This is a genomic window from Algoriphagus oliviformis, assembly GCF_017254915.1.
GTDB lineage: Bacteria > Bacteroidota > Bacteroidia > Cytophagales > Cyclobacteriaceae > Algoriphagus > Algoriphagus oliviformis.
The window spans coordinates 406,420-428,960 of the sequence record NZ_JAFKCT010000004.1 but is presented as its reverse complement, the minus strand read 5'-3'; the positions used below and the strand labels follow the sequence as shown (position 1 = coordinate 428,960).

Annotated in this window: 23 protein-coding genes and 1 other RNA gene; 13 read left to right on the top strand and 11 right to left on the bottom strand. The window is 51.3% G+C overall.

Features of this window, described 5'->3' with window-relative positions:
- Positions 1-94: 94 nt before the first annotated feature.
- The 6 genes from gap to J0A68_RS12370 form a co-directional block, all read right to left on the bottom strand.
- On the bottom strand, positions 95-1,099 hold the full coding sequence (gene gap, locus J0A68_RS12395; protein WP_206578523.1) for a type I glyceraldehyde-3-phosphate dehydrogenase: 1,005 nt from the start codon (positions 1,097-1,099) through the stop codon (positions 95-97).
- A gap of 297 nt (positions 1,100-1,396) precedes the next feature.
- The gene (locus J0A68_RS12390) at positions 1,397-3,628 is read right to left on the bottom strand and encodes an NADP-dependent isocitrate dehydrogenase (protein ID WP_206578522.1); all 2,232 of its coding nucleotides are present in this window, start codon (positions 3,626-3,628) and stop codon (positions 1,397-1,399) included.
- A 172-nt stretch (positions 3,629-3,800) separates the two neighbouring features.
- Positions 3,801-4,598 (bottom strand): amidohydrolase, encoded by a 798-nt coding sequence (locus tag J0A68_RS12385; RefSeq protein WP_206578521.1) that lies wholly within the window; start codon positions 4,596-4,598, stop codon positions 3,801-3,803.
- Positions 4,599-5,153, bottom strand: coding sequence for a peptide deformylase (gene def, locus J0A68_RS12380; protein ID WP_206578520.1), 555 nt, complete (start codon positions 5,151-5,153; stop codon positions 4,599-4,601).
- Positions 5,150-5,563 (bottom strand): Holliday junction resolvase RuvX, encoded by a 414-nt coding sequence (ruvX, locus tag J0A68_RS12375; protein WP_206578519.1) that lies wholly within the window; start codon positions 5,561-5,563, stop codon positions 5,150-5,152. Before ruvX ends, def begins: the two co-directional genes overlap by 4 nt.
- Positions 5,563-6,321 (bottom strand): hemerythrin domain-containing protein, encoded by a 759-nt coding sequence (locus tag J0A68_RS12370; RefSeq protein WP_206578518.1) that lies wholly within the window; start codon positions 6,319-6,321, stop codon positions 5,563-5,565. The genes ruvX and J0A68_RS12370 overlap by 1 nt, the downstream gene beginning before the upstream one ends.
- 157 nt (positions 6,322-6,478) lie before the next feature.
- On the opposite strand from J0A68_RS12370, the gene J0A68_RS12365 reads away from it, so the two are divergent.
- The 11 genes from J0A68_RS12365 (at position 6,479) to J0A68_RS22845 (ending at position 15,500) form a co-directional block, all read left to right on the top strand.
- The gene (locus J0A68_RS12365) at positions 6,479-8,131 is read left to right on the top strand and encodes a S41 family peptidase (protein ID WP_206578517.1); all 1,653 of its coding nucleotides are present in this window, start codon (positions 6,479-6,481) and stop codon (positions 8,129-8,131) included.
- A gap of 117 nt (positions 8,132-8,248) precedes the next feature.
- Positions 8,249-8,638 carry a VOC family protein gene (locus J0A68_RS12360; RefSeq protein WP_206578516.1) on the top strand — a complete coding sequence of 130 codons (390 nt, stop codon included), beginning with the start codon at positions 8,249-8,251 and terminating at the stop codon, positions 8,636-8,638.
- Positions 8,639-8,776: 138 nt separating this feature from the next.
- Positions 8,777-9,208: a VOC family protein gene (locus J0A68_RS12355; RefSeq protein WP_206578515.1), complete on the top strand. Its 432-nt coding sequence runs from the start codon at positions 8,777-8,779 to the stop codon at positions 9,206-9,208.
- A gap of 108 nt (positions 9,209-9,316) precedes the next feature.
- Positions 9,317-10,804 (top strand): DUF5687 family protein, encoded by a 1,488-nt coding sequence (locus J0A68_RS12350; protein ID WP_206578514.1) that lies wholly within the window; start codon positions 9,317-9,319, stop codon positions 10,802-10,804.
- Positions 10,801-11,496, top strand: coding sequence for an ABC transporter ATP-binding protein (locus J0A68_RS12345; protein WP_206578513.1), 696 nt, complete (start codon positions 10,801-10,803; stop codon positions 11,494-11,496). The genes J0A68_RS12350 and J0A68_RS12345 overlap by 4 nt, the downstream gene beginning before the upstream one ends.
- 297 nt (positions 11,497-11,793) lie before the next feature.
- Entirely contained in the window at positions 11,794-12,228 is a 435-nt protein-coding gene (locus J0A68_RS12340) for a leucine-rich repeat domain-containing protein (protein WP_206578512.1), read from the top strand.
- 299 nt (positions 12,229-12,527) lie between these two features.
- Positions 12,528-13,112, top strand: coding sequence for a hypothetical protein (locus J0A68_RS12335; protein WP_206578511.1), 585 nt, complete (start codon positions 12,528-12,530; stop codon positions 13,110-13,112).
- Between the two features lie 494 nt (positions 13,113-13,606).
- Positions 13,607-13,864 carry a hypothetical protein gene (locus J0A68_RS12330; RefSeq protein WP_236025559.1) on the top strand — a complete coding sequence of 86 codons (258 nt, stop codon included), beginning with the start codon at positions 13,607-13,609 and terminating at the stop codon, positions 13,862-13,864.
- Between the two features lie 2 nt (positions 13,865-13,866).
- Positions 13,867-14,163, top strand: a complete 297-nt coding sequence (locus tag J0A68_RS23165) for a type II toxin-antitoxin system RelE/ParE family toxin (RefSeq protein ID WP_206578510.1) — start codon at positions 13,867-13,869, stop codon at positions 14,161-14,163.
- Positions 14,164-14,475: 312 nt separating this feature from the next.
- Positions 14,476-14,904 (top strand): Fic/DOC family N-terminal domain-containing protein, encoded by a 429-nt coding sequence (locus J0A68_RS22850; RefSeq protein ID WP_317195111.1) that lies wholly within the window; start codon positions 14,476-14,478, stop codon positions 14,902-14,904.
- The gene (locus J0A68_RS22845; protein WP_317195109.1) at positions 14,862-15,500 is read left to right on the top strand and encodes a Fic family protein; all 639 of its coding nucleotides are present in this window, start codon (positions 14,862-14,864) and stop codon (positions 15,498-15,500) included. Before J0A68_RS22850 ends, J0A68_RS22845 begins: the two co-directional genes overlap by 43 nt.
- 43 nt (positions 15,501-15,543) lie before the next feature.
- On the opposite strand, the gene ssrA is transcribed toward J0A68_RS22845, so the two are convergent.
- Positions 15,544-15,945: a transfer-messenger RNA gene (ssrA, locus tag J0A68_RS12315) on the bottom strand.
- A gap of 272 nt (positions 15,946-16,217) precedes the next feature.
- Between ssrA and J0A68_RS12310 the strand changes: the two genes are divergently transcribed.
- Entirely contained in the window at positions 16,218-17,363 is a 1,146-nt protein-coding gene (locus tag J0A68_RS12310) for a DNA polymerase III subunit gamma/tau (RefSeq protein ID WP_206578509.1), read from the top strand.
- A gap of 131 nt (positions 17,364-17,494) precedes the next feature.
- Positions 17,495-17,956 (top strand): DUF8493 domain-containing protein, encoded by a 462-nt coding sequence (locus J0A68_RS12305; protein WP_206578508.1) that lies wholly within the window; start codon positions 17,495-17,497, stop codon positions 17,954-17,956.
- Here the strand turns inward: J0A68_RS12305 and J0A68_RS12300 are convergent.
- The 4 genes from J0A68_RS12300 to J0A68_RS12285 form a co-directional block, all read right to left on the bottom strand.
- The gene (locus J0A68_RS12300; protein WP_206578507.1) at positions 17,953-18,945 is read right to left on the bottom strand and encodes a DUF3078 domain-containing protein; all 993 of its coding nucleotides are present in this window, start codon (positions 18,943-18,945) and stop codon (positions 17,953-17,955) included. The two genes, J0A68_RS12305 and J0A68_RS12300, sit on opposite strands and share 4 nt — an antisense overlap.
- A 23-nt stretch (positions 18,946-18,968) precedes the next feature.
- Positions 18,969-20,570 (bottom strand): lytic transglycosylase domain-containing protein, encoded by a 1,602-nt coding sequence (locus J0A68_RS12295; RefSeq protein ID WP_206578506.1) that lies wholly within the window; start codon positions 20,568-20,570, stop codon positions 18,969-18,971.
- A 61-nt stretch (positions 20,571-20,631) separates the two neighbouring features.
- Positions 20,632-21,276, bottom strand: a complete 645-nt coding sequence (locus J0A68_RS12290; protein ID WP_206578505.1) for an O-methyltransferase — start codon at positions 21,274-21,276, stop codon at positions 20,632-20,634.
- A 2-nt stretch (positions 21,277-21,278) separates the two neighbouring features.
- Positions 21,279-22,505 carry a M16 family metallopeptidase gene (locus J0A68_RS12285; RefSeq protein WP_206578504.1) on the bottom strand — a complete coding sequence of 409 codons (1,227 nt, stop codon included), beginning with the start codon at positions 22,503-22,505 and terminating at the stop codon, positions 21,279-21,281.
- Positions 22,506-22,541: the final 36 nt, after the last annotated feature.

Sequence of the window (22,541 nt, the reverse complement as noted above, 5' to 3'; positions counted from 1 at the left end):
CGTGAGGTTTACGGTTTGCCGGGGATTTTTCCCCGCCTAAGTGCACTTGCCTTTTAAAACGAAAAAAGCCCCGAAATTTCGGGGCTTTTGGAGATTATTTTTTGGCGATGAAGGTCAGCAGGTCGACTACCTTGTTGGAGTAGCCCCACTCGTTGTCATACCAAGACACCACTTTCACGAAGGTGTCGGAAAGCTGTATGCCAGCCTCAGCGTCGAAGATGGAGGTTCTCGCATCGCCGATGAAGTCGTTGGATACCACAGCGTCTTCGGTGTAGCCCAAAACTCCCTTCATGGTAGTCTCGGATACTTCCTTCATTTTGGCGCAGATTTCGGCGTATTTAGCCGGCTTCTTCAGTCTCACGGTCAAATCTACCACAGAAACGTCTGGAGTAGGAACGCGGAAAGCCATGCCGGTCAGTTTGCCGTTCAGCTCAGGGATTACTTTTCCTACTGCCTTGGCAGCACCGGTAGAGGAAGGGATGATGTTTTGTCCAGCTCCACGGCCGCCTCTCCAGTCCTTCGCAGACGGTCCGTCTACGGTTTTCTGGGTTGCGGTAGTAGCGTGTACGGTGGTCATCAGGCCTTCTTCGATGCCCCAGTTGTCGTTCAATACCTTCGCGATAGGAGCGAGGCAGTTGGTGGTACAGGAGGCGTTGGATACAAACACCATATCATCGGTGTAAGCGTCCTCGTTTACGCCCATGACAAACATCGGCGTGTCGTCCTTGGACGGAGCAGACATGATCACTTTTTTGGCGCCAGCGTCGATGTGGCCCTGAGCGGTCTCTTTGGTCAGGAAGATGCCGGTGGATTCGATCACGTAGTCGGCACCGACGTCACCCCACTTGAGGTTGGCAGGGCTTTTCTCGGCAGTCACCCGGATGGAGTTGCCGTTGACGATCAGGTTGCCGTCTTTTACCTCCACGGTGCCTTTAAACTGGCCGTGGGTAGAGTCGTACTTCAGCATGTAGGCCATGTAGTCTACATCGATCAAGTCGTTGATCGCTACTACCTGAATGTCTTCTCTTTCCTGCGCTACGCGAAAAGCGAGTCGTCCGATTCTTCCGAATCCGTTGATTCCTACTTTGATCTTGCTCATAAGTATTGTTGATTTTGAGTATAGGTTTGATTCCAAAAACAGGGTCAGGAGACCACGTGAGGTCAAAATTTCCTGAGGGCAGGCTAAGTTATTACAAATAAACGGTCTGCCCAAACTTCTTTAATCCCTACCAAGGGCGAATGACATTCATTTCAAGTTCAAACGATTTCGGCTTTGAAAATTTTTGCCACAGGCGTTCAAAAATGCGTTCGTCCATGCTTTGGTGGGTTTTCCTATCCCGGCGACCGATGTGGAAGCAGGGACAAAAAAAGCCGGACAGAGCCGGCTTTTCTTGGTTTATGCGAGTGACGCAAGGATGTCGTTGAAGGTCTTGCTCGGGGTCATCGCCTTCGCGGTCTTCTCTGCATCCGGTCGGAAATAGCCTCCGATGTCCACTGGCTTGCCTTGGGAGCCGTTGTACTCCTCGACGATCTTGTCTTCGTTTTCTGCCAAAGCTTTGGCGATGGGGGCGAATTTCGCCTGAAGCCCAGCGTCTTTGCTTTGCGCAGCGAGCGCTTCAGCCCAGTAAAGGGCCAGGTAGAAGTGGCCGCCTCGGTTGTCCAGCTTGCCGACTACTCGGGCTGGAGACTTGTCGTTGTCCAGGAATTTGCCGGTCGCGGCGTCCAGGGTTTCGCCGAGAAGCAGAGCCTCTGGGTTGTTGAAGGTCTGACCAAGGTGTTCCAGAGACACCGCCAGAGCCAGAAATTCGCCCAAAGAGTCCCATCTCAGGTGGCCTTCCTGGGTGAACTGCTCCACGTGCTTAGGCGCAGATCCGCCGGCACCAGTTTCGAACAATCCTCCGCCGTTCATCAACGGAACGATGGAGAGCATCTTGGCGGAAGTGCCGACTTCGAGGATTGGGAAGAGGTCAGTGAGGTAGTCCCGCAGTACGTTGCCGGTGACAGAGATGGTGTCTTTGCCTTCTTTGATTCGTTGGCAGGAGAAGATCGTTGCCTCCACAGGAGGCATGATGTGGATTTCCAAGCCTTTGGTGTCGTGATCAGGCAGGTATTTCTCCACCTTCTTGATCAGTTCGGCGTCGTGGGCTCGGTTGGCATCCAACCAGAATACGGCCGGTGTGCTGGAAAGTCTCGCTCGGGTCACGGCCAGCTTCACCCAGTCTTGGATCGGAGCGTCCTTGGTCTGGCACATTCTCCAGATATCGCCAGCAGCTACTTCGTGGGAAAGCAGTACATTGCCCGCGGCGTCCACCACGTTTACCTTTCCGTCGAAAGGAATCTCGAAAGTCTTGTCGTGTGAGCCGTATTCTTCGGCTTTTTGAGCCATCAGGCCGACGTTTGGCACGGAGCCCATCGTCGCCGGGTCAAAGGCACCGTGCTCCTTGCAAAAGTCGATGGTGGCCTGGTACACGCCAGCGTAAGATCTGTCTGGAATGACAGCTTTTGCGTCTTGCAGCTTGCCTTCTTTGTCCCACATCTTGCCGGAGCTACGGATCATGGCTGGCATGGAAGCATCGATGATCACGTCGCTTGGCACATGGAGATTGGTGATGCCCTTGTCGGAGTTCACCATAGCCACGGCCGGGCTGTCTGCATAGCAGGCATCGATGTCGGCGAGGATTTCGGATTTCTTGTCGGCAGGCAATTTTTCCAGATTGGCCAAGAGGTCGCCAAATCCGTTGTTTACGTCCACGCCGATGGATTCCAGCGTAGCGGCATGCTTGGTGAAAACCGGCTCGAAAAACACCTTCACCGCATGGCCAAAGATGATCGGGTCGGAGACCTTCATCATGGTCGCTTTCATGTGCAGGGAGAAAAGCACGCCTTTCTCCTTGGCATCTGCTTTGGCTTTCTTCAAAAACGCCTTCAAAGCCGAAATGCTCATGGTAGAAGCGTCGATCACTTCTCCAGCACTGAGCTTCAGACCGGACTTCAGGGTTTCCTTTTTGCCGTCTTTGCCCACCAGTTCGATGGACACGGTGGTCTCGGACTCGATGGTCAGGGATTTTTCACTTCCGTAGAAGTCGCCCTCCTCCATGCTATCCACATGGGACTTGGAGTCCTTGGCCCACTTGCCCATGGAGTGCGGGTGCTTCTTGGCGTAGTTTTTCACTGCCAAAGGGGCTCGGCGGTCGGAGTTGCCTTCACGCAGGACCGGGTTTACCGCGGAGCCTTTGATCTTGTCGTATCGGGATTTGATGCTTTTTTCTTCCTCGGTTTTTGGCTCCTCCGGATAGTCAGGAAGTGCGTAGCCTTTGCCCTGGAGTTCTTTGATGGCAGCTTTCAGCTGGGGTACGGAAGCGGAAATGTTGGGCAGCTTCACAATGTTGGCCTCGGGAGTCGTGGCGATTTTGCCCAGCTCAGCGAGGTCGTCGTTGATGACTTGCTCAGGCTTCAGGAATTCCGGGAAAGCGGAAATGATTCTACCTGAAAGCGAAATGTCACGGGTCTCTACCTGCACGCCGGCAGATTTGGTGAAGGCCTGGACGATAGGAAGTAGGGAATACGTGGCCAAGGCAGGCGCCTCGTCGGTCAGCGTGTAAAGGATTTTGGGAGTTTGGTCACTCATAGTTTCAATAGGATGCTAAAAAGGATTTGCCTGTTTGCTTTTTGGGTGCTGGCCGCGGCCATCGGTCAAAAAAAGAGGGACAGGGTCTGAATTTTTCGCGCCTAAAATACGAAAATTAGGCTTGTGTCAAACCCCGACCGAGTAAAGTCGGGGAATTAAAGCGGAATGGATTTCAGAGGACATTGAAGTCGTCGGCGTCTTTCCAGGCGGGGAATTTTTCCCGAAACTCTTCCAGTTTTTGGGCTGAAAGCGTGACGGTTTGGATTTCGTCTTTTTCGCCCAGATCGGCAAGTTTTTCCCCTCGGAAATCATAGGCCGCCGAGTGCCCGACATAGGGGATTCCGTTGCCGTCGGTGCCGATGCGGTTGACCCCGAGGGAGTAGGAGAGGTTTTCGATGGCGCGGGCTGGCAGCAAGGCATCCCAAGCGGAAGTCCGCGCTGCGGGCCAAGAGGCGATGTAGAAGACCAAGTCGTAGCTGGCCACGCCGTTTTCCCAGGTGTTTCTGGACCAAACGGGGAAGCGCAGGTCGTAGCAGACCTGGGGGCAGACTTCCCAACCCTTCACGTTGAAGACCGGAAGCTTTGGTCCTGGGGAAAAAGTCTTTTCCTCCTGGGCCATGCGGAAAAGATGCCGCTTGTCGTAGTGCTCGATGTAGCCGTCCGGATTGACCCAGAGCAGGCGGTTGAAGTACTTTCCGCCCTCGGAGATGATCGCGCTTCCGGTGACGGTGGCCTTGGTGTGGGCGGCCATCTGCTTCATCCACTTGCACACGGTCAGGTTCATGGGCTCGGCGAGCTTGGAAGCCTCCATGCTGAAGCCGGTAGGGAACATTTCCGGCAGGACGATCAGGTCAGTCTTGCCTTTGAGACCCCAGATTTTTTCCTCCAGCATGGCGAGATTGGCCGTCTTGTCCTGCCAGTGCAGGTCGGTCTGTACCAAGGATATGCGGAGTTCTGGGCTTCGTCCCATCTAGCGTAGGGGATAGATCATGCGGTAGTCAGTGGAGACTTTGCCCTTGCTGACGTCGATCAATTTAGACTGGATCAGGCGTTTTTTCAAGCCCTTCAGGTAGTCGACGAATAGAATTCCTTCGAGGTGGTCGTATTCGTGCTGGATGACGCGGGCGGTCATGCCGGAAAACTCCTCTTCCTTGAGGTTCCAGTTTTCGTCAAAGTATTCGATGGTCAGCTTTTCCGGGCGGATGATCTCTGCCCGTACTTCCGGGATGCTGAGGCAGCCTTCCTCGAAGCCAAAGTCGTCTCCGTACTCGTCCAGGATGATGGGGTTGATGAAGGTGCGTCGGATGCCCTTCTCCTCATCGTCCTCATCCAGCATCAGGGAGCTGTCGATGACAAAGAGCCGTACACCCTGGTTGATCTGGGGAGCGGCGAGGCCCACGCCGTTGGCATGGTCCATGGTGGCGTACATGTCGTTGATCAGGGCACTGATGTCGGTGCCTTCGGCGATTTCCTCCGCTTCTTTTTTGAGGATGGGGTTGCCGTAGGCGACTATGGGGTAAATCATTTCTGTTCGAGGTAAGATTGTAATATGATTGCCGCGGATACTTTGTCCAGGTTTCCGGCTTTTTCCCTGCGGTCTTTCTTTTTGCTGCCCATGGCGATCATGCTCTGCATGGCCATTTTGGAGGTAAATCGCTCATCTACCAGGGCTATTTTTTTGTCGGGAAAAACCTGCTGCAGGTCTTCCTTCAGTTTCATTACTCTTGGGGTCATCTCATTGTCCTGGCCGTCGAGGCGGATGGGGAGTCCGAGCACGAGGGTTTCCACTTCTTCTTTGGCACAGTAGCTTTTCAGAAAGAAGATCAATTGGCTCGTTTCGATGGTTTCGAGGGGATTTGCCAAGATTTGCAGCGGATCGGTAACGGCCAAGCCGGTGCGTTTGGTTCCCAGATCTATCGCGAGAATTCTGGCCATCAGTTGGTTTGGATTTTTTTTCGGATTCTGCGGAGCGCTTCTTTCTCCAGTTCCACGGCCTTCGGAAACAACAGTTCGTCCTCGATCTTGGCATGGATGGAGAGCTCCCGCTCAAAGTTTTGAAGCTCGTGGTAGAGTACTCTCATCGTCAGCGGCGCATCGGCTTCGAGGAAATAGTCCCGGGTCAGCCGGCGTATGCCTTCCATTTCGTCGTCATGGACTTCATGCTGGTCTGCCATCAGGTGGATGGGGTCTTTTTCCAGGATGATCAGCGCATCCCGGACCTGATAGTGTCCGTCCTCGATGTCCTGGAGTACTTCGATGCGCTTGAAGAGGCGGCTTTCCTCCTCGTGGATGTGGTGGATGAAGTCCTCCACAAACAACGGGAACATGATCCGCAGATCAGCCATCAGAGGCCCAAATCGAGGCTCCGGCTCTATGCCAGAGATCAGGTTGGAGAGAAAGGGGAGCTCTTGGCGGACAAAGAAGTAGTGCTTCTTTTTGAGGTAAGCCACCAGCAGCTCGATGGGGTTCAGGTAAAGCTCCTCGGGCGTGGGATCTACACGCTTGGCCCAGGACTCCAGCTCGGAGACCAGAGTCCGCGGATTGACCTTGTGGCGTCGGCAGACTTTCTCCAAAGAATCTGTCGGGTACTGGTAGAAGCTGATACCGAAATAGTGCAGGACAGCCGCAAAGACATAGTTTTCTGAAACTAGTTCACCAACAGACGACTTTTCGAAATCCCGATTCGAGTACATTGGACAAAATTAATTTTTTTTGGAGGAAAAACGGGAATAAATCTGACCTTTAGCGCCCCCTCCCGTACAAACAATCGTTAATTTTATCTAAAATCGGTTTCCTTCATGGATCATTTATCGATAGTTTGAGTTACTTGAATACAAAATCAGAGAAAAAGTGAGCGAGACAAAGAATACCAAATCACAAATCCGGCTTCCGATCATTCTCGCACTGGCCATTTCTGCGGGGATTTGGATTGGGGCGACTTTTGCGGAGCCAAAAAGCAACCAGAACGACTTGCGGGCTGCGCTGTACAAGCTCCAAGAGATCATGACCTATATCAACCGCGACTACGTGGACAGTGTGAACACCAACGAGCTGGTGGAATATGGGATCACCAAGATGCTCGAAAACCTAGACCCGCACTCCAGCTATATCCCTGCTCGGGACGCTTCCCTGGCTCAGTCACAGCTTGAGGGAGAATTTGACGGCATAGGCGTGGAGTTTGGCATCATACGCGATACCATCTACGTGGTGGCGCCGCTGACCGGTGGCCCATCTGAGGCACTGGGCATACAGTCCGGAGACCAGATCATCAAAGTGGACGGGGAGAACGTGGCCGGGATAGGCATCACCAACCGGGATGTGTTTGACCACCTGAGAGGCCCAAGAGGCTCCAAGGTCGTCGTGGACATCAAACGCAAAAACCAGCCTGGACTGATCTCCTACGAGATCACCAGGGACAAGATCCCGCAATACAGCATCTATGCTTCCTACATGGTCACCAACGAGATCGGCTACATCAAGGTGAGCCGTTTTGCCGCCACGACTTATGAGGAGTTTAAGACCTCCCTGACAGACCTGCAGTCCAAAGGGATGAAGAAGCTGATCATCGACCTTCAGGGCAATCCAGGCGGATACATGGGCGCGGCGATCAACATGGCCGACGAGTTGCTTGGAGACCGGGATCTGATCGTGTCCCAAGAGGGCAAGGTCAGCCAATACAGCCAAAAAGCCTTTGCCTTCAAGCCAGGCATGTTTGAGGAAGGTTCGGTGATCGTCCTGATCAACGAAGGATCAGCCTCGGCATCCGAGATTTTGGCGGGAGCTATCCAGGACAACGACCGCGGCCTGATCGTGGGCAGACGTTCTTTCGGCAAGGGATTGGTGCAGATGCCGATCGACCTTTCTGACGGAGCCGAGCTGAGATTGACCATCGCGAGGTATTTTACCCCGTCCGGCAGATCCATCCAAAAGCCCTACGACCATAACTATGAAGCTTACGAAACGGACCTGATGAATCGCTATACCCACGGGGAGTTCTTCTCCGCGGACAGCATCAGCTTCAACGACAGCCTAAAATATGAAACCAAAAAAGGCAGGACGGTCTATGGCGGCGGCGGCATCATGCCGGATTATTTCGTGCCGCTCGACACGACCATGAACAGTGCCTATGTCAATCGTCTCTTTAGCACGGATGCTTCCCGAGAGTTTGTCCTGGACTATGCGAACAAAAACAAGGCGAACTTCTCGTCCATGAGCCTAGACCAGTATTACAAAGACTACAAGGTGAGCGACGCGATGCTGATGGATCTGGTCGAGTACGGCAAGAAAAACAAGGTGGAGTTTGACTCCAAAGACTTCAACAAGTCCAAGGAATACCTGAGGCTGCTGGTCAAAGCGCATCTGGGACGTCAGATCTACGACGACAATGCCTTCTACCGAGTCATCAATGATATCAACGAGGTGTATCAACAGGCGCTGAACCTCTTTGGCGAAGCAGATCGCATAGCGATGGCGACCGATCTGACCGCTGATGGAGGAGAGTGATCTCTGCGAAAATTCAAGAAAAGCCAATCCGCAAAGGGTTGGCTTTTTTCATTTCGCCAAATTGGGGCCATCTTGGGCCGAAATACACCGGCTTTGCCTTTTTTGACCTACTTGCCTATGCCATCCATCAAGATCAACCATATTGCCATCCATGTCGCCGACTTGACGCTTAGCCAGACTTTCTACGAGGAAGTGTTGGGGTTGAAAGCGGTGGAGGAGCCGTTTAAAGACGGACTTCATGCCTGGTACGACATCGGGGGCGGTGCGACTGTGCACCTCATCGAGGAGCTGGCACTGGCTCCGCCAAAGGAAATCTCCAAGACCAACCACCTCTGCTTCAGCGTGGAGGATATGGGCGCTTTTATCCAAAACCTGAAAGCCAGAAACTGTCCCTTCGAAAACTGGGCTGGGGATCAAGGTGAAGTCCATGTTCGGCCAGACGGCATCCGGCAGATTTTTTTCCGTGATCCCGACCGCTACTGGATTGAGGTAAACGACGACTTTTAGGACTGTTTTGCCCAGCGAGAAGATGGAGAGGGGTGGGGGTTCAGTCCAAGCGGGGTGATATTTTGGGTGGGTTTTGCGGATAGAATGGGCTTCTTTGGTCAAAAAGCCTTATTATCGAAGGCAAAATCCCGACATCCCATGAAGAAGTTACTGACGATAGCCCTGTTTTTGGTTTCCCTCGCCTCGGTCGCGCAGATCAAGGTCAACCATATCGCCGTCCACGTCTCCGACTTGGACAAGAGCATGGATTTTTACAAAAACGTGCTGAAGCTGAATGAGATCGAAGAGCCTTTCAAAGACGGACTCCACGCCTGGTATGACATCGGAGGCGGCTCCGCACTCCACCTCATCGAAGCCAAAGAGCTGCCGGAGGAAAAGTCAAAGGTGAACCATCTTTGCTTTAGCATCCCAGACATGCGGGCTTTTGTGGACAATATGAGGGCGAAAAGCTATCCCTTCGAAAGCTGGGCCGGAGTCAGTGGGGAAATCACCAATCGCGTGGACGGGGTGAAGCAGATCTATATCCGCGACCCCGACGGCTATTGGCTGGAGATCAACGACGACTTTTGATTTTTGAAGGCCTTGAGGGCCGGGATGGTGGAAGACCAGTCCTACATGTCCCCGATTCGGCCAGCTCGGTATATGTCGCATTTTAGAATCTAAACCCTATCCGTACCTATGTTTTTTACGCTTGCCCGATTGCAATTTCTCAAAAGCCTACGCTCCACTTCTTTTGCAAAGAGTCTCCTGGCCAACATTCTTATGGTGTTTTTGGGGCTGATCTTGCTCAGCTATGTGGTAGGTGCGGGCTTTTTGCTCAAGCTGATCCTGGAAAAAGTAGTACCCGGCCAAGACCACATCGCCTTGGTCAACAGCTTTCTGATCTACTTCTTCCTGGGTGAATTTCTTTACCGCTACTTTATCCAAAAGCTGCCTGTGGTGGAATTGGAGAGCCTGTTGCATCTCCCGATTGGAAAAAGGAGGATCATCCGCATGCTGCTGACCCGTTCCTTTGTGTCGCCTCTGAATATCATCGCGATCCTGCTGGTCTTACCGTTTGCGATCCAGGTGGTCAGTGGGAAGTTTGGCATGCCGGCCGCCCTGATGTGGGTAGGTACGATCGCACTGGCGAGCTGGACGCTGCATTGGTTTATGCTGTGGTTTAAGCAGCGCTTTGAGGACAGCCTGATTGGCTTGTTTGTGATTTTCGCCGTATTGGTGGCGGGAGCCGGATCGAGCTACATGGGCTGGTTCAATCTCGGGGAGCTGCTGCAGCCGGTTTTTGACTATGCCTTGATTAGCCCCCTGCCGCTGCTGGGCATGGCTGTGGCGATGGTCGTGGCCTACCTGCTTTGCTTCCGGTTTTACGTGTCCAATGCCTATCTGGAAGACCTGTCCGAGGAAGAGGACGTGCGCTTTGTCAACCAGTCCATCGGCTTTTTCTCCCGCTTCGGGCTGGCAGGCGAGCTGGCAAACGTCGAGTGGAAGCTGATCATCCGCCATAAGAAAAGCCGGACTTTCCTGATGATGACGGGCTTTTTCCTCCTCTACGGCCTGATCTTTTACAACAATCCCGCCTACACCACCGAGGATGGCTTCAGCTTCATCTTTATCTTCGTCGGGGTCTTTATCACGGGGATTTTTATGATCCAGTATGGACAGCTTTTCCTGAGCTGGAACTCGTCCAACTTTGACTTTTACCTCCGGCAAAGAAGTGGGATCGAGGCTTTGGTGCGGGGCAAGTACCTGCTCTTCGTCGGGATTTCCATCATCTGCTTTCTCGCCTCGGTGCCCTACGTCTACTTCGGCTGGCACTTTCTGCTGATCCACTTGGCCACCTTCCTGTTCAACGTCGGGATATTGGTCCACGTGATCATCTACCTGGCGCTTTGGAAGCCCAAGCCTATGGACCTGAACAAAGGGGCCATGTTCAACTATGAGGGTGTGGGGATCGCGCAGTTTCTGATCGTGATACCCATGATGCTCGGCCCTTACCTGATCTATGTGCCTTTTTCCCTGCTGTTTAACGACTACGTAGGGCTGCTCGCCCTGAGCGTGGCGGGTGTCGCGGGCATTTTCGGCTTCAAGCGCCTTTCCCAAATCAACATCAACCGCGTGCTGTCCAACCGATACGAAATCTCCTCTTCCTTCCGTCAAGAACTATGATACAGATCTCCCAACTCAAGAAACAATACAAAGATGCCGTAGTCCTCGATGTCCCCTCCTTGGAGATTGCCAAGGGGGAATGCTTCGGGCTGGTAGGAAACAACGGCGCGGGAAAGACTACCCTCTTTCGCATCATGCTGGATCTGGTGCGGGCCACGGCCGGATCGGTCACCATCAATGGCGAAGACGTGAGCAAAACGGAGGACTGGAAAGCCCGAACCGGAGCCTATCTGGACGAGCACATGCTGCTGGCCTACCTGACTCCGGATGAGTATTTTGAGACGCTGCGCAAAATCTACGGTCTGTCCGCGGCCGACCTGAAGCTGCACCTGGACAAGTTTGTCGAGCTGTTTAACGATGAGGTGCTGGGGAAAAAGAAATACATCCGTGACCTGTCCAAAGGCAACCTGAAAAAAGTGGGCATCGCGGCCGCACTGATGGGCAATCCTGAGGTGGTCTTTTTGGACGAACCCTTCGAAAACCTCGATCCCAGCTCCCAGATTAGGCTGAAGAAGCTGATCCTGCGCGAGAAAGAAAACTCCAAGGTCACCTTCCTGATCTCCAGCCACGACCTAAACCATGTGACGGAAATCTGCGAGCGCATCGTCCTGCTGGAAAAAGGCAAAGTGATTCGCGATCTGCGTGAAAAGACCGAGATGATGGCTGAGTTGGAGGCGTATTTTACGGGGTGACCTTCTTCTAAAAAAACTTTGAGAAGCCTTCTGGATGGTAGAGGTAGGTCCCTGCATCTGCCTGAAATTAACTATGTTTTTCAATTGTCGGCGTTTGCAATTCGGAGGAATAGGACTATTTTTCATCAATGGGGGAGGGTATCAAGAATGATGTCTGCAAAGTCAGGCGGCAAGTTGGCTTATTTTCTATTGGTCAGGATTTTAGATGTAGTTGCTCCCGACAATTGTTGTGGATTTCACTTGGCCACCAAAATGATTAGACTACGCCCGGTTGGGTCTAGGAAGTAAGAAAAAGAAATGAAGGTGTTTTGTGTTTTAATCTTTTTTGTCATTTGTGGCTGTGTTGGAGTTAGAAATGCATCAACAGATTATCCTGTTATTTATAAAGATCTAGAGAAGGCGTTAAAGAATAGAGGTAAAGTAATTGCGCTAAGTCTTGCTGGAAGTGATTTGAAGGATTTTCCAATGTTAATACTAGAGCTTGAGAATCTTGAATATTTGAATCTCTCACTCAATGAAATTTCTTCACTCCCAAAGGATATTAATAAATTAGAAAAATTAAAAACATTGGATTTAATGGGTAATAGAATTGAGGAATTGCCTGTGGAACTATCCTGTCTGAAAAACCTCAGAAGAGTTAATATTGCGTATAATCCTGTTTTAGAAGAGGACTTGAGGTTTTTAAAAGAGTCTTTGCTAGATTGTCTATTTATTTACTACCTTGAACTATAGGTTTTGTGAGTTATGTTTTTATCCGCCGGGACTAGAATGTAGATTGAATCTAAAGCTTTCCAGTCTGATCGTAAATTAAAAGTGGTGCTAAGTGTAGGTCTGTGACTATACCCTAATATTTCCACACACGATTAAACAGACCTCTGGTACTCGTTTTCCACAGACAGGTTAGGTGTTGTTTGATGTGTGCCATCCAAATACAAAAAAACAGGATGGGGATTATAGGGTTTTATCGCCAAGAAGTGGCAGTGATAGAATTTATAACCGACTTAAAAAGTGAAGATTATATATAGAAAAACATGGTTTATGTCCGAGTGATTATTCTATTGATGACGATTCATTTGCATTCTATCTGCAAGGGACAGTCCATTATAAATGAAGGTCTTGAGGCGTGTGTCGAACATAGAACAGTAGAAATTTTCAAAGATGTCTATGGTGAAAATTCACAAATGGGAGTTTACGAAATGGCATCCCTTGTTGAAGGGGAATTTAAGAGCGAGGGATTTTTAAATAATGTGACTAAAGAGGATTATCTGCGACTCGTAGAATATATTTATTCCAACAAGAGAAGTTTTTATGAAAATGATCTAATTAGAGAATTTAGCGGTATATCGGGCCTACTTATTACTTCTATTGTTATAGACTGTCCGTACGAAATTGTTGTTAAGGAGCGAAATAAGTTGAATTCATCACTAGTGCTTCAGTTGTCAAACGCTTCAGAACTCCAAGCCTCAGGATATGAAAAAGAAGCGGTTATAGATTACATTGATGGAATAGATGAAATTGATTTTAGTCGTATGGTGTACAGAGCGCCGGTGATAGTTATTTTGCTTTTTCATTTAGAAAATGTTTTCCGCGATTTTTCAGAGCTTGGTGAAAAGTGAGTCCTACAACTGAGTTGACGTAGTATAAAGCCCGCTAGATGTAGATTGTATCTACACCTCTCTATCCCAGCAAATTTGTAATTTGCTGAGGGCACGAAGGATGAAAAAGAAGGCCAATTAAAATTGGTAAGAATGGGAGAGTGGAGTTGCTCCCGTACAGCTGTCGGGATTCCACCCAGCGCTAACGATGATTTGACTACACCTCCTGGGGAAAAGCTATCAAGGCCGATGACATCAACTATCTGGTGGTGCCTTTCAGGGATATCTTTCCGGAAAGGAAGTCGAACGCCCAAACCATCCGGCAGAGCGTGATCGCCAACCTTCTAAAAGATGGAAAAGACTAGCGGGTAGTCCAGGCGGTCGCGGCTCACAAAAACCCGAGCAGTACGGAGCGGTACAGGCAGACGGGATTGGAGGAGCTAAAGACTGCGGTACAGAAACAACATCCGCTGGGGTGAGAAGAAACTTGAGTGAGTATAAAAATCGTTAGCTTTATGGAACAAAAATACTACCATCAAATGGACATTGCGGTAAAATACAGGATCATATCGGAAATCATCAGCAGCAATGATGAGCGTGTTTTGAATGCTGTCAAATCACTTTTAAACATTGAGGATGAAGTGGATTTTTGGGAAGAGTTAAGCGCGGAAGACCGGGCGGCGATCGATGAAGGGTTGGAGCAGCTGGACAAAGGCCAGTACGTGTCCCATGAATCTGTCCGTGAGGAAATCAAAAACCGGTTCAATTTTTAGGATTGGCATTGGCGATCCGCTATTCTCCTCGTGCCAGGCATGAAGAAATAGAATTGTTGGAATATGTCGTTCGTAAGTTCGGGCAGAAGAAGGCGAAGGAAATCTATATCACTATTGAAAAGACGCTGGATAGGATATCGAAAGCCCCAGAGATGTACCGTAGAACCAACAGGCGGGAAGGCCTGAGAAAATGTGCCTTTAGTAAACAGACGAGTATCTATTACCGCATCAAAGAAGATTGTATAGAGGTTGTGAGCTTTAGGCCCAACCGGAAAGATCCAAAGAAATTTAAAGTATAAATAGCCCACCATATCCGTTGTTTCAGAAAAGATGGTCACTGTCGGCGGTGACGGATAAAAGTGGACATTTTTTTACTATGCGTCCACTTTTTTTGGAAACATGAACGTGTTGCAAGATGTGTCCATTTAGTGGACATGTTTTCTTCACATGTTCATTTTGTACCATATAAATGGACGAGTCATGTGGTTGTGTTCATTTGTTTTGGTGTATTTGGACATAAGTTTGCCTATGCCCTACGACCGAAATTTTCCTTTCAATGAGTTGCCTCTGCTTCCGCCTTTCAGGAATGTGGAGGAAGATGCAGACAGTTGGTGACTGCCTCCAGGGCTGTGGCGACTGTCAATGCGAGCGTCCTACGCCTGCCCAGCCCTACGATGCCTGTCAATATGATTGCACTGCAAGAGGCGAAGGCCTTTACGGCAATCGAGAATATTTTCACTACCGAAGATGAGCTATATAAGGCGGTGTCTGATCTGATACAAGAAGAGCGGGCGGATGCCGCTACGAAGGAAGTCTTGCGGTACAGAGAAGCCCTGTGGGATGGCTTTGCCAAGATGAAAGAAAAGCAAAAGATCGATCAGGACGTTGTTTTGGGGGGGGGGTCCGCGCAGTCAAAAATACAAATGCCGGTTTTCGGTCACCGGCATCCCAAACGGTCATCAAGCGCGGAAACAGTGAATTTAGATCCGGCGAGACGGTGTACACTCCACCAAGAGGGGAAAAAGTGCTCCAAGACCTGATGGTAAATTGGGTGGAATATCTGGGAGACGGCCAGCGGTTTCCCGCCGATCCACTGTTGAAAATGTGCATCGCCCACTATCAATTTGAAGCCATTCACCCCTTTTCGGATGGAAATGGCCGGACAGGGCGGGTGCTCAATCTATTGTATCTGGTACAGGAGAGACTTCTGGATTTGCCGGTGCTCTATCTGTCCAAGTACATCATTGTCCATAAGGAAGACTACTACTACCACCTCGGCGGGGTGATACAGCGGAGAGATTGGAAAAGTTGGATTTTGTATTTGTTGGATGCGGTGGAGAAGACGGCGGTGCTCACGCAGGACTTGATTGGGGAGATATCCATTCAGATGGCCGCTACGCTGGAATATGGGAAAAGCAAGATTAGGTGGTACTCCAAAGAAGTCAATGAGTTGATCTACTCCCAGCCGTATCTCAAAGCCAAATCGCTGGGAGAACTGCTGAAGGTCAGTTCAAGAACCACGCTGACCAAGTATTTTGCAGAGCTGTCAGATGCCAAGGTCCTTTTTCCAAAAAAAGACGGCAAGGAAGTCGACTATGTCAACGAGGAGCTCGTGAGGATCTTGGGGGATAAATGACCAGGGATAAAAAAAAGCCACTCAGGATCTCTGAGAGGCTTTCGGGTGGAGCTGGCGAGAGTCGAACTCGCGTCCAGATAAGGAGACACCGTACCGTCTACATGCTTAGTCACCGGTTGGGTTTTCGACCAAACTATGCTGGGTGACACACCTGAGCTTGGCTTATCGATTGGTCTTAAGCCTGCTTAATCGCATCACAGACAGCAGTCCGATCAAGTCGACACCTCGAATCCACCCGGATCAGACGGCGGGTGGGGAGATGTGGCCGGGGAATCACTCTCGTGACTCAACCCTTTAAGCGATCTGTCCTAGTTAGGAGAGATTAGGCAGCCATGGCGTAAGAAGTTTCGCCATTTGTGGTTCGTATGAATGGTTCAAGGCCGTACATACTCCAGCCTGCATGCGAGCCCGATCCCTACACTTACTGTCAAAACCGGTCAGCCCCATTGGTATTGGGAGGACAAAAATAATGGAATTTTGGTTCCAATGGAGGGATTTTTGATTTACGAAGTACGAAGTGGCTGAGTACCCTTGTGCCAATTTGTTGGGAATCGGCCGCGCTACTTTACCACTTTGCCACCTTCCCACTTTCCAATCCAACCTTCCCATTTTCACCCCACAATCCAATTCCACTTAACCTCAGCTGCTTATCGAAAAACTTTCCCGCTGGCCATTTTTCTCCCCTGCCGGATATCCAGTTTTTTATATCTTGCAGCGATGGAAAACTTCGTCGTTTCGGCAAGAAAATACAGACCGGCAGATTTCAAAAGCGTCGTGGGGCAGCAGCACATCACCACCACGCTGCAAAATGCGATCAAAAACAACCACCTGGCCCAGGCTTTCCTCTTTTGCGGACCCCGAGGGGTAGGAAAGACCACCTGTGCGCGTATCCTTGCCAAAACCATCAACTGCGAAAACGTCACCAAGGACTTTGAAGCCTGCGGGCAATGCGAGTCCTGCGTGTCCTTCCAAAACAGCTCCTCCTTCAATATCTACGAGCTGGATGCCGCGTCCAACAACTCCGTGGACGACATCCGAAACCTCGTCGACCAAGTGCGCTATGCCCCGCAAAAAGGGCAGTACAAGGTCTACATCATCGATGAGGTGCACATGCTCTCGACCGCGGCCTTCAACGCGTTTTTGAAGACCCTCGAGGAGCCGCCTAAGTATGCGATTTTCATCCTGGCGACGACAGAGAAGCACAAGATCATCCCGACCATCCTCTCCCGTTGCCAGATTTTTGACTTCAACCGCATCCAGATCAAGCATATCTCGGATCATCTGAAGCACATCGCGGAAAAGGAGAAAGTGGACTACGAAGAGGAAGCGCTTCGCCTGATCGCCACCAAAGCGGACGGAGCACTTCGCGATGCCCTGTCGATTTTTGACTTGATCGTGACCTATTCCGCTGGGAAAAAGGTGACGTATCAGGAGACCATCGAAAACCTCAACATCCTCGACTACGACTATTATTTCAAAGTCGTCGATGCCCTTCTGGGGGAAGACCTTTCGGCGACTTTGTTGATTTTTGATGAAATCCTGAAGAAGGGATTTGACGGACACAACTTCATTGTAGGTCTCAGCGAGCATTTCCGGGATTTGCTCGTAGTGAAGGACGAGGCTACGGTGCAGCTGCTGCAGGTCTCCGAGTCCGCCCAAGAGCGCTATGTACAGCAGACCCAGCAGGCCTCCGTTTCGTTTTTGCTCTCTGCACTCAACCTGGCCAACCAGTGCGACATCAACTACAAGACCAGCAAAAACCAGCGTCTGCATGTGGAATTGGCCCTGATGAAGATGGCCAAGCTTCCCCAAGCCTTTAGACTGGCGGCAGTTTCGGCCGTGGAGTCAAAAAAAAAAGCCTGAGTGAGCAGTCCGAGGAGCCCAAAGCCTCTGAGTCCATTCCCCTGCCTAGCTCGGCCGAGCTTTCAGCAGCCAAAAAAAGCCAGCTAAAATCAACCATTTCCATTCCCGTCAGTCTGAGCCATACCAAGAAAATGGTGGATCAGAGAGCCAAGGAAAGTGCTGAGGCTGCCAAGGCCGTGGTGCAGGAGGAGGTCGTGGAGGCCAAGCCTTCCGCTTCCAACATAGCCCTGACCCAAGAGCTGTTTGACCAGCATGTCTTTTCTATCCAGGAGCACTTTCGCAAGGCAGACAAAAAGATGGAACTGGCCATCCTCGATCAGCCTATTCGGGTGAAAGATGGGGGAGAGGTGGTATTAGGCGTGATGGGCTCGATTCAGGAAGAGATCGCCGGCAAGATGAAGCCGGAGCTGGTTGGCCTGATCAGGCAGTTTACCGGGGCTGATCGTGTGATCATCACAGTCGAGCTGATGGAAGAGGTGGACAACGGAAAGCCCAAGCTCTACACCAACACGGACAAGCTGAATTTTTTGAGGGAAAAACATCCCGCCTTGGCAGAGTTTCAGCGGAAATTTGGTCTGGAAGTGGACTTCTAGAAGTCCAGCGAAATCCCAAAGTTGATCAGGTTTTGAAACTGCACCGCCTGCCTCGACGTGCCGTCGTCCTGCCTGATGTAGACGTTTTCGTCGTAGATGAGGGCAGTCTCTATCCGGGTGGAGATAAACTTGTTTACTTTCAGCCGGATGATGGAGTTTAGATTGACCACCATGTTGCCAAAGCTCTCGTAGTTGGAGAAAAGGTTGAGATCCGCCTTCCAGGTGACGTTTTCCATAAGGATAAAGTCCACCACGCCCATGGCCAGGGACATCCCCGCTTCTGCCCTCACGTTTTCCCCGGGCATCACCCCAAAGGCCCCTGCATTGCTGAGGGAGTCGTCCATGACGATCGTGAATCGGCCCGTGAAGGGGGAGAGGATGATCGAGAGCTTGCTTTTGTCCTCATAGGTCTTTCGCAGGTTGAGACCCGTGGAGGACTGGAGGTAGCCGGGGGACAGGAGGTCGGATATTTTTGTCCGGATCTCGTTTTCGCTGCCCGCGGGCTTTGAATACTTATAACCGGGCATGAGCTGGGTACGGGCATCCAGCTGGGTACTCAGGTACATGACCTTGGAGAGCTGTCGACCGTAGTTGCTGACAAAGACAAAATTGTCGTTGGTCTTGCGGGTTTCGAAGTCACGGCCTCCCTGTCTGTTGAAGCCGAGGTTGACGGTCAGCTGGGTGTCCCAGACTTTGGAGTCTTTTTTATAGTTGGCAAAAAGCGAAACGCCAGAGTTGAGCGCAAAAGAACTCGATCCGCCCGCTGCCCAGTTGCTCAGGGTGACCTGTTGGATGTTGAGGTTGTAGTTGCCTCCAGTCTTCCAAAAAATCTCCTTTACCGGCTCCTCGATCAGGATCGAGTCACCCAGCATCAGCAGCGTGTCCCCGTTGATCAAGACCGTGTCTGGGATTACATTTAGATCCTGTGCGAAAGCGGAAAAACTCAGAAGAAAGGCCAGGATTCCTGTGAAAAGGAAATTTTTACTCATTAATCGACGGTTTGATAGGCAGATCAGGGCGTGAAGATAACCAATTTCTGTCCGATGCTGATGATGTTTTGACTCCCGATGTTATTCCACGATTTCAGCTCCTCCACGGTGACGCCATACTTTCGGGATATCGCGAAGAGGGTTTCTCCTTGGCTGACGTTGTGGATTACCCTGCTGCTTTGGCTTCTGGATGTGGTTTGGGTACTGGTGCTAGGCCTGCTTTCCGATGGAGCGCTGGTGGCCGGCCGTGTCTCTGTGACGGCAATCTCGGTACGCTGCTGGGGGGCAGGCTGGCTGACGGGGACGACTGGGATGTCCTCCCCGCGTTTTCTCGGTTCGCGGAGGTTCAGCACCATGCCCGCCTTCAGTTCCGCGTCTTTTCGGATGCGGTTTTTGGACTTGAGGGAGGACAGGCGGATGCCGTATTTCTGCGAAATTGACCAAAGCGTCTCGCCAGGCATCACGACGTGGGTTTCCACATCCGCACTGCTTTTCTTCTTCTCCGTGTAGTAGTATTTGCCCGTCTCGATGCGGTCATCGGCGTCGAGGTCATTGAGACGGAGGAATTTCTTCTCCTTTAGTCCGATCTGCTCCGAAAACTTTTCCGGTGAGGTCGTGCGTGAAGCCTGTACGCCATCGAGTTCGTTGACCGTGATTTGGTTTGGCTGGTTGGCCTTGGTGGTATTTCCGGATATCCTTGGGTAGGAGTTCGCCTGTTTGTATGCCGGCGAACTTTTGGAGGAGGCAGTATAGGTCTGGGTCTTCTTGGGCTTTTCCTCGGTTTTGATCACTGCTGGTTCCAGCGGAAGGCTTCCTTCCTTGATGTAAAAGACCGTGAAGGATCCCGCGGGAATCCTGCCGTTTCCGGCCCATTTGTTAAACTCCTTGAGGTGGGCCTCGCTCACCCCAAAGCGCTTGGACAGTGCGGCCATGGTCACGGGGCCTTGCACCTGGGTCTCTACGAGACGCTGGGGATTGGAGACAAAACGTGTCGTCTGACTTTCATAGGCGACTTTGTGGGCTAGGAATTTTTTGAAATACCAATGGGTGTTGCGGTCCACTTCGATGGTTCTTTTGCCAGCGTACTGGGTTCCAAAATAGCTTTTGGCACCACCCAAGCCCATCTGGTAAGACACCAACGCAGTCATCCAGTTATCGAGCTGGTTGTTGTGTTTTTTGAGGTAAAGCGCGGCTCCACGGCTGGAGGTGGCGATGTTTTTTCGTTCGTCCACCTGCGCGTCCACCCGCAATCCCACCTCTTCGGCGGTTCCTTGCTTAAACTGCCAAAAACCAACCGCATTGGAAGTAGAGACGGCATCCGGGATCAGGCCGCTCTCCTGGATGACCAGGTACTTGAGGTCTTCGGGCACGCCTTGGGCTCTCAGCTCACGCTCCACGATGGGGAGGTAGAGATTTACCCGATCGCGTTTGACATTGAAATAGGAGGGGTTGCGGTATTGGGCATCTACGTCGAGCTGGATTTCCCGCTGGGCTTGGGGGTTGATCTTGACCAGGAGGCCTGCAAACTCCATCTGGCTGGGCACCTGCGGAATCTGCGCCAAAAGGGCCTGTTGGCAAAAAAACTGAACTAGGATAAGGAGGGTGAGCTGTTGCCGGAATTTCATCGAAAGTCACTTTCGTTTTACCTTGCCCGTGTGAGCAAAAATGATTCCCTTTTTGCGGCAATCAGAGTTTTCTGGCCATCAATACTCCATCGCGGATGGGGAGCAGGACATTTTCCACTCTGGGATCATTTTGGACTTTCTGGTTGAAGTCCAGGAGGGCGCGAGTGTCCTTGTCGATCTTTTGGCCTTCCTCCACGAGGATCTTGCCGGACCAGAGGACGTTGTCGGCCAAGATAATCCCGCCCGGTGCGACCTTGTCGATGACCAAGTCAAAGTAATCGGAGTAGTAAAACTTGTCCGCATCGATGAATACCATGTCAAACGGCCCGTCCAGGGCGGGGATGATCTCTCTGGCATTTCCAAGGAGGTAGTCGATCTGGGAAGCCAGTCCACTTTCGTCAAAAAATCCCCTGACCATGGTCTCCAGCTCATCGTTGATGTCGAGGGTGATCAGCTTGCCGTCATGCCTGAGGCCGCGCGCCAGGCAGATTCCCGAGTAGCCGGTGTAGGTGCCGATCTCCAGGATGGTCTTGGGTCGGAGCATTTTCGAGAAAAGCTCCAGCATCTTGCCCTGCAGGTGTCCGGAGAGCATGCGAGGCATCAGCACCTTGGCCTGGGTCTCTCGGACGATCTTTTTCAGGAGGGCATCTTCTGTGCTGGTGTGGGACTCGCAGTAGGCCAAAAGTGCGGGATCAAATAGTTCCATGGTCAGTTTGGGGTGTAGATGAGGTAGCTGAGTTGGTCGGGATTGAAGATTTCCCGCGCAATTTCCTGAATTTCCTCGGCAGTCGTTGCCCTGATTTTCTCAAAGATTTTTTCCAGGGGGTCGATCTTCCCGTGGTCGATCAGGCTTTTGCCGTAGACCAGCATCAGCGCGGCGTAGTTTTCCTCTGCCATGGCCATCTGTCCTATGGCCTGTTCCTTGGCCATGTGGAGCTGGATGCTGCCGAGCTTCTTGTTTCGCAGCTTTTCCATCTCGCGGTGCACCACGGCGAGGGACTTCTTGAGTGTCTTTTCCTCGGAGCCAAAGAATATCCCAAAGAAACCCGTGTCCGAATAGGTTTGATAGCTGGACTCGACGCTGTAGACGTAGCCGTAGTTTTCCCGAAGGGAGAGATTTAGCTTACTGTTCATGCTGGGGCCGCCCAGGATGTTGTTGAGCAGGTAGAGTTTAAAACGATTTTTGTCATGCAGGGAGTAGGCGGGTCTTCCGATCGCGCAGAGCGACTGGGTGACGTCGCGCTGCACGGTCTTGTGCCGGGCCTGGTAGTCGTGGAAACCGCTGCGGACGTAGAGGGTATGCTTGGTTTGGATTTCGGAAAGCGGCCCCTCGATGGCTTTGAGGACTTTTTCAAAGCTGATGTTGCCGACTACCGAAAAGATGACCTCAGAGGTGTCCAGATGGGTGGCGATGAAGTCAAAGAAATCCTGCTGGGTAAACCGCGCCACCGTCTCCTCCGTGCCGAGGATGTTGCGGCCCAAGGCGTGGTTGGCAAATACCAGCTCGTCCAGCTCGTCCTGTATCGAGTCATCGGGAGAATCCCTGTACATGGCCATTTCCTCAAGGATTACCTGGCGCTCTTTCTCGATCTGTTTTTCGGGAAAAGTGCTGTTGAAGGTGATGTCAAAGAGGAGCTCGGCGGCTTTGGCGTAGTGGTCTTTGAGCACTGAAGCGTAAAAGCAGACTTTTTCCTTGGTGGTGTAGGCGTTGAGTTCGCCGCCCAGGGATTCCAGGCGGTTGATGATGTGGAAGGTTTTGCGCTTTTGGGTGCCCTTGAAGGCCATGTGTTCCCAAAAGTGGGCGAGACCTTCCTGTTCTTTGTCCTCATCCCGGCTGCCGATATTGAGGATGAATCCACAGTGGACGAGACGGGTGTGGGTGACCTGCTGATGGACTATGCGGATGCCGTTTGCCAGTTCCTTGAGTTGGTACATGAAAATGGGTTTGAAATTGAAAGTAGCGAAAAAATC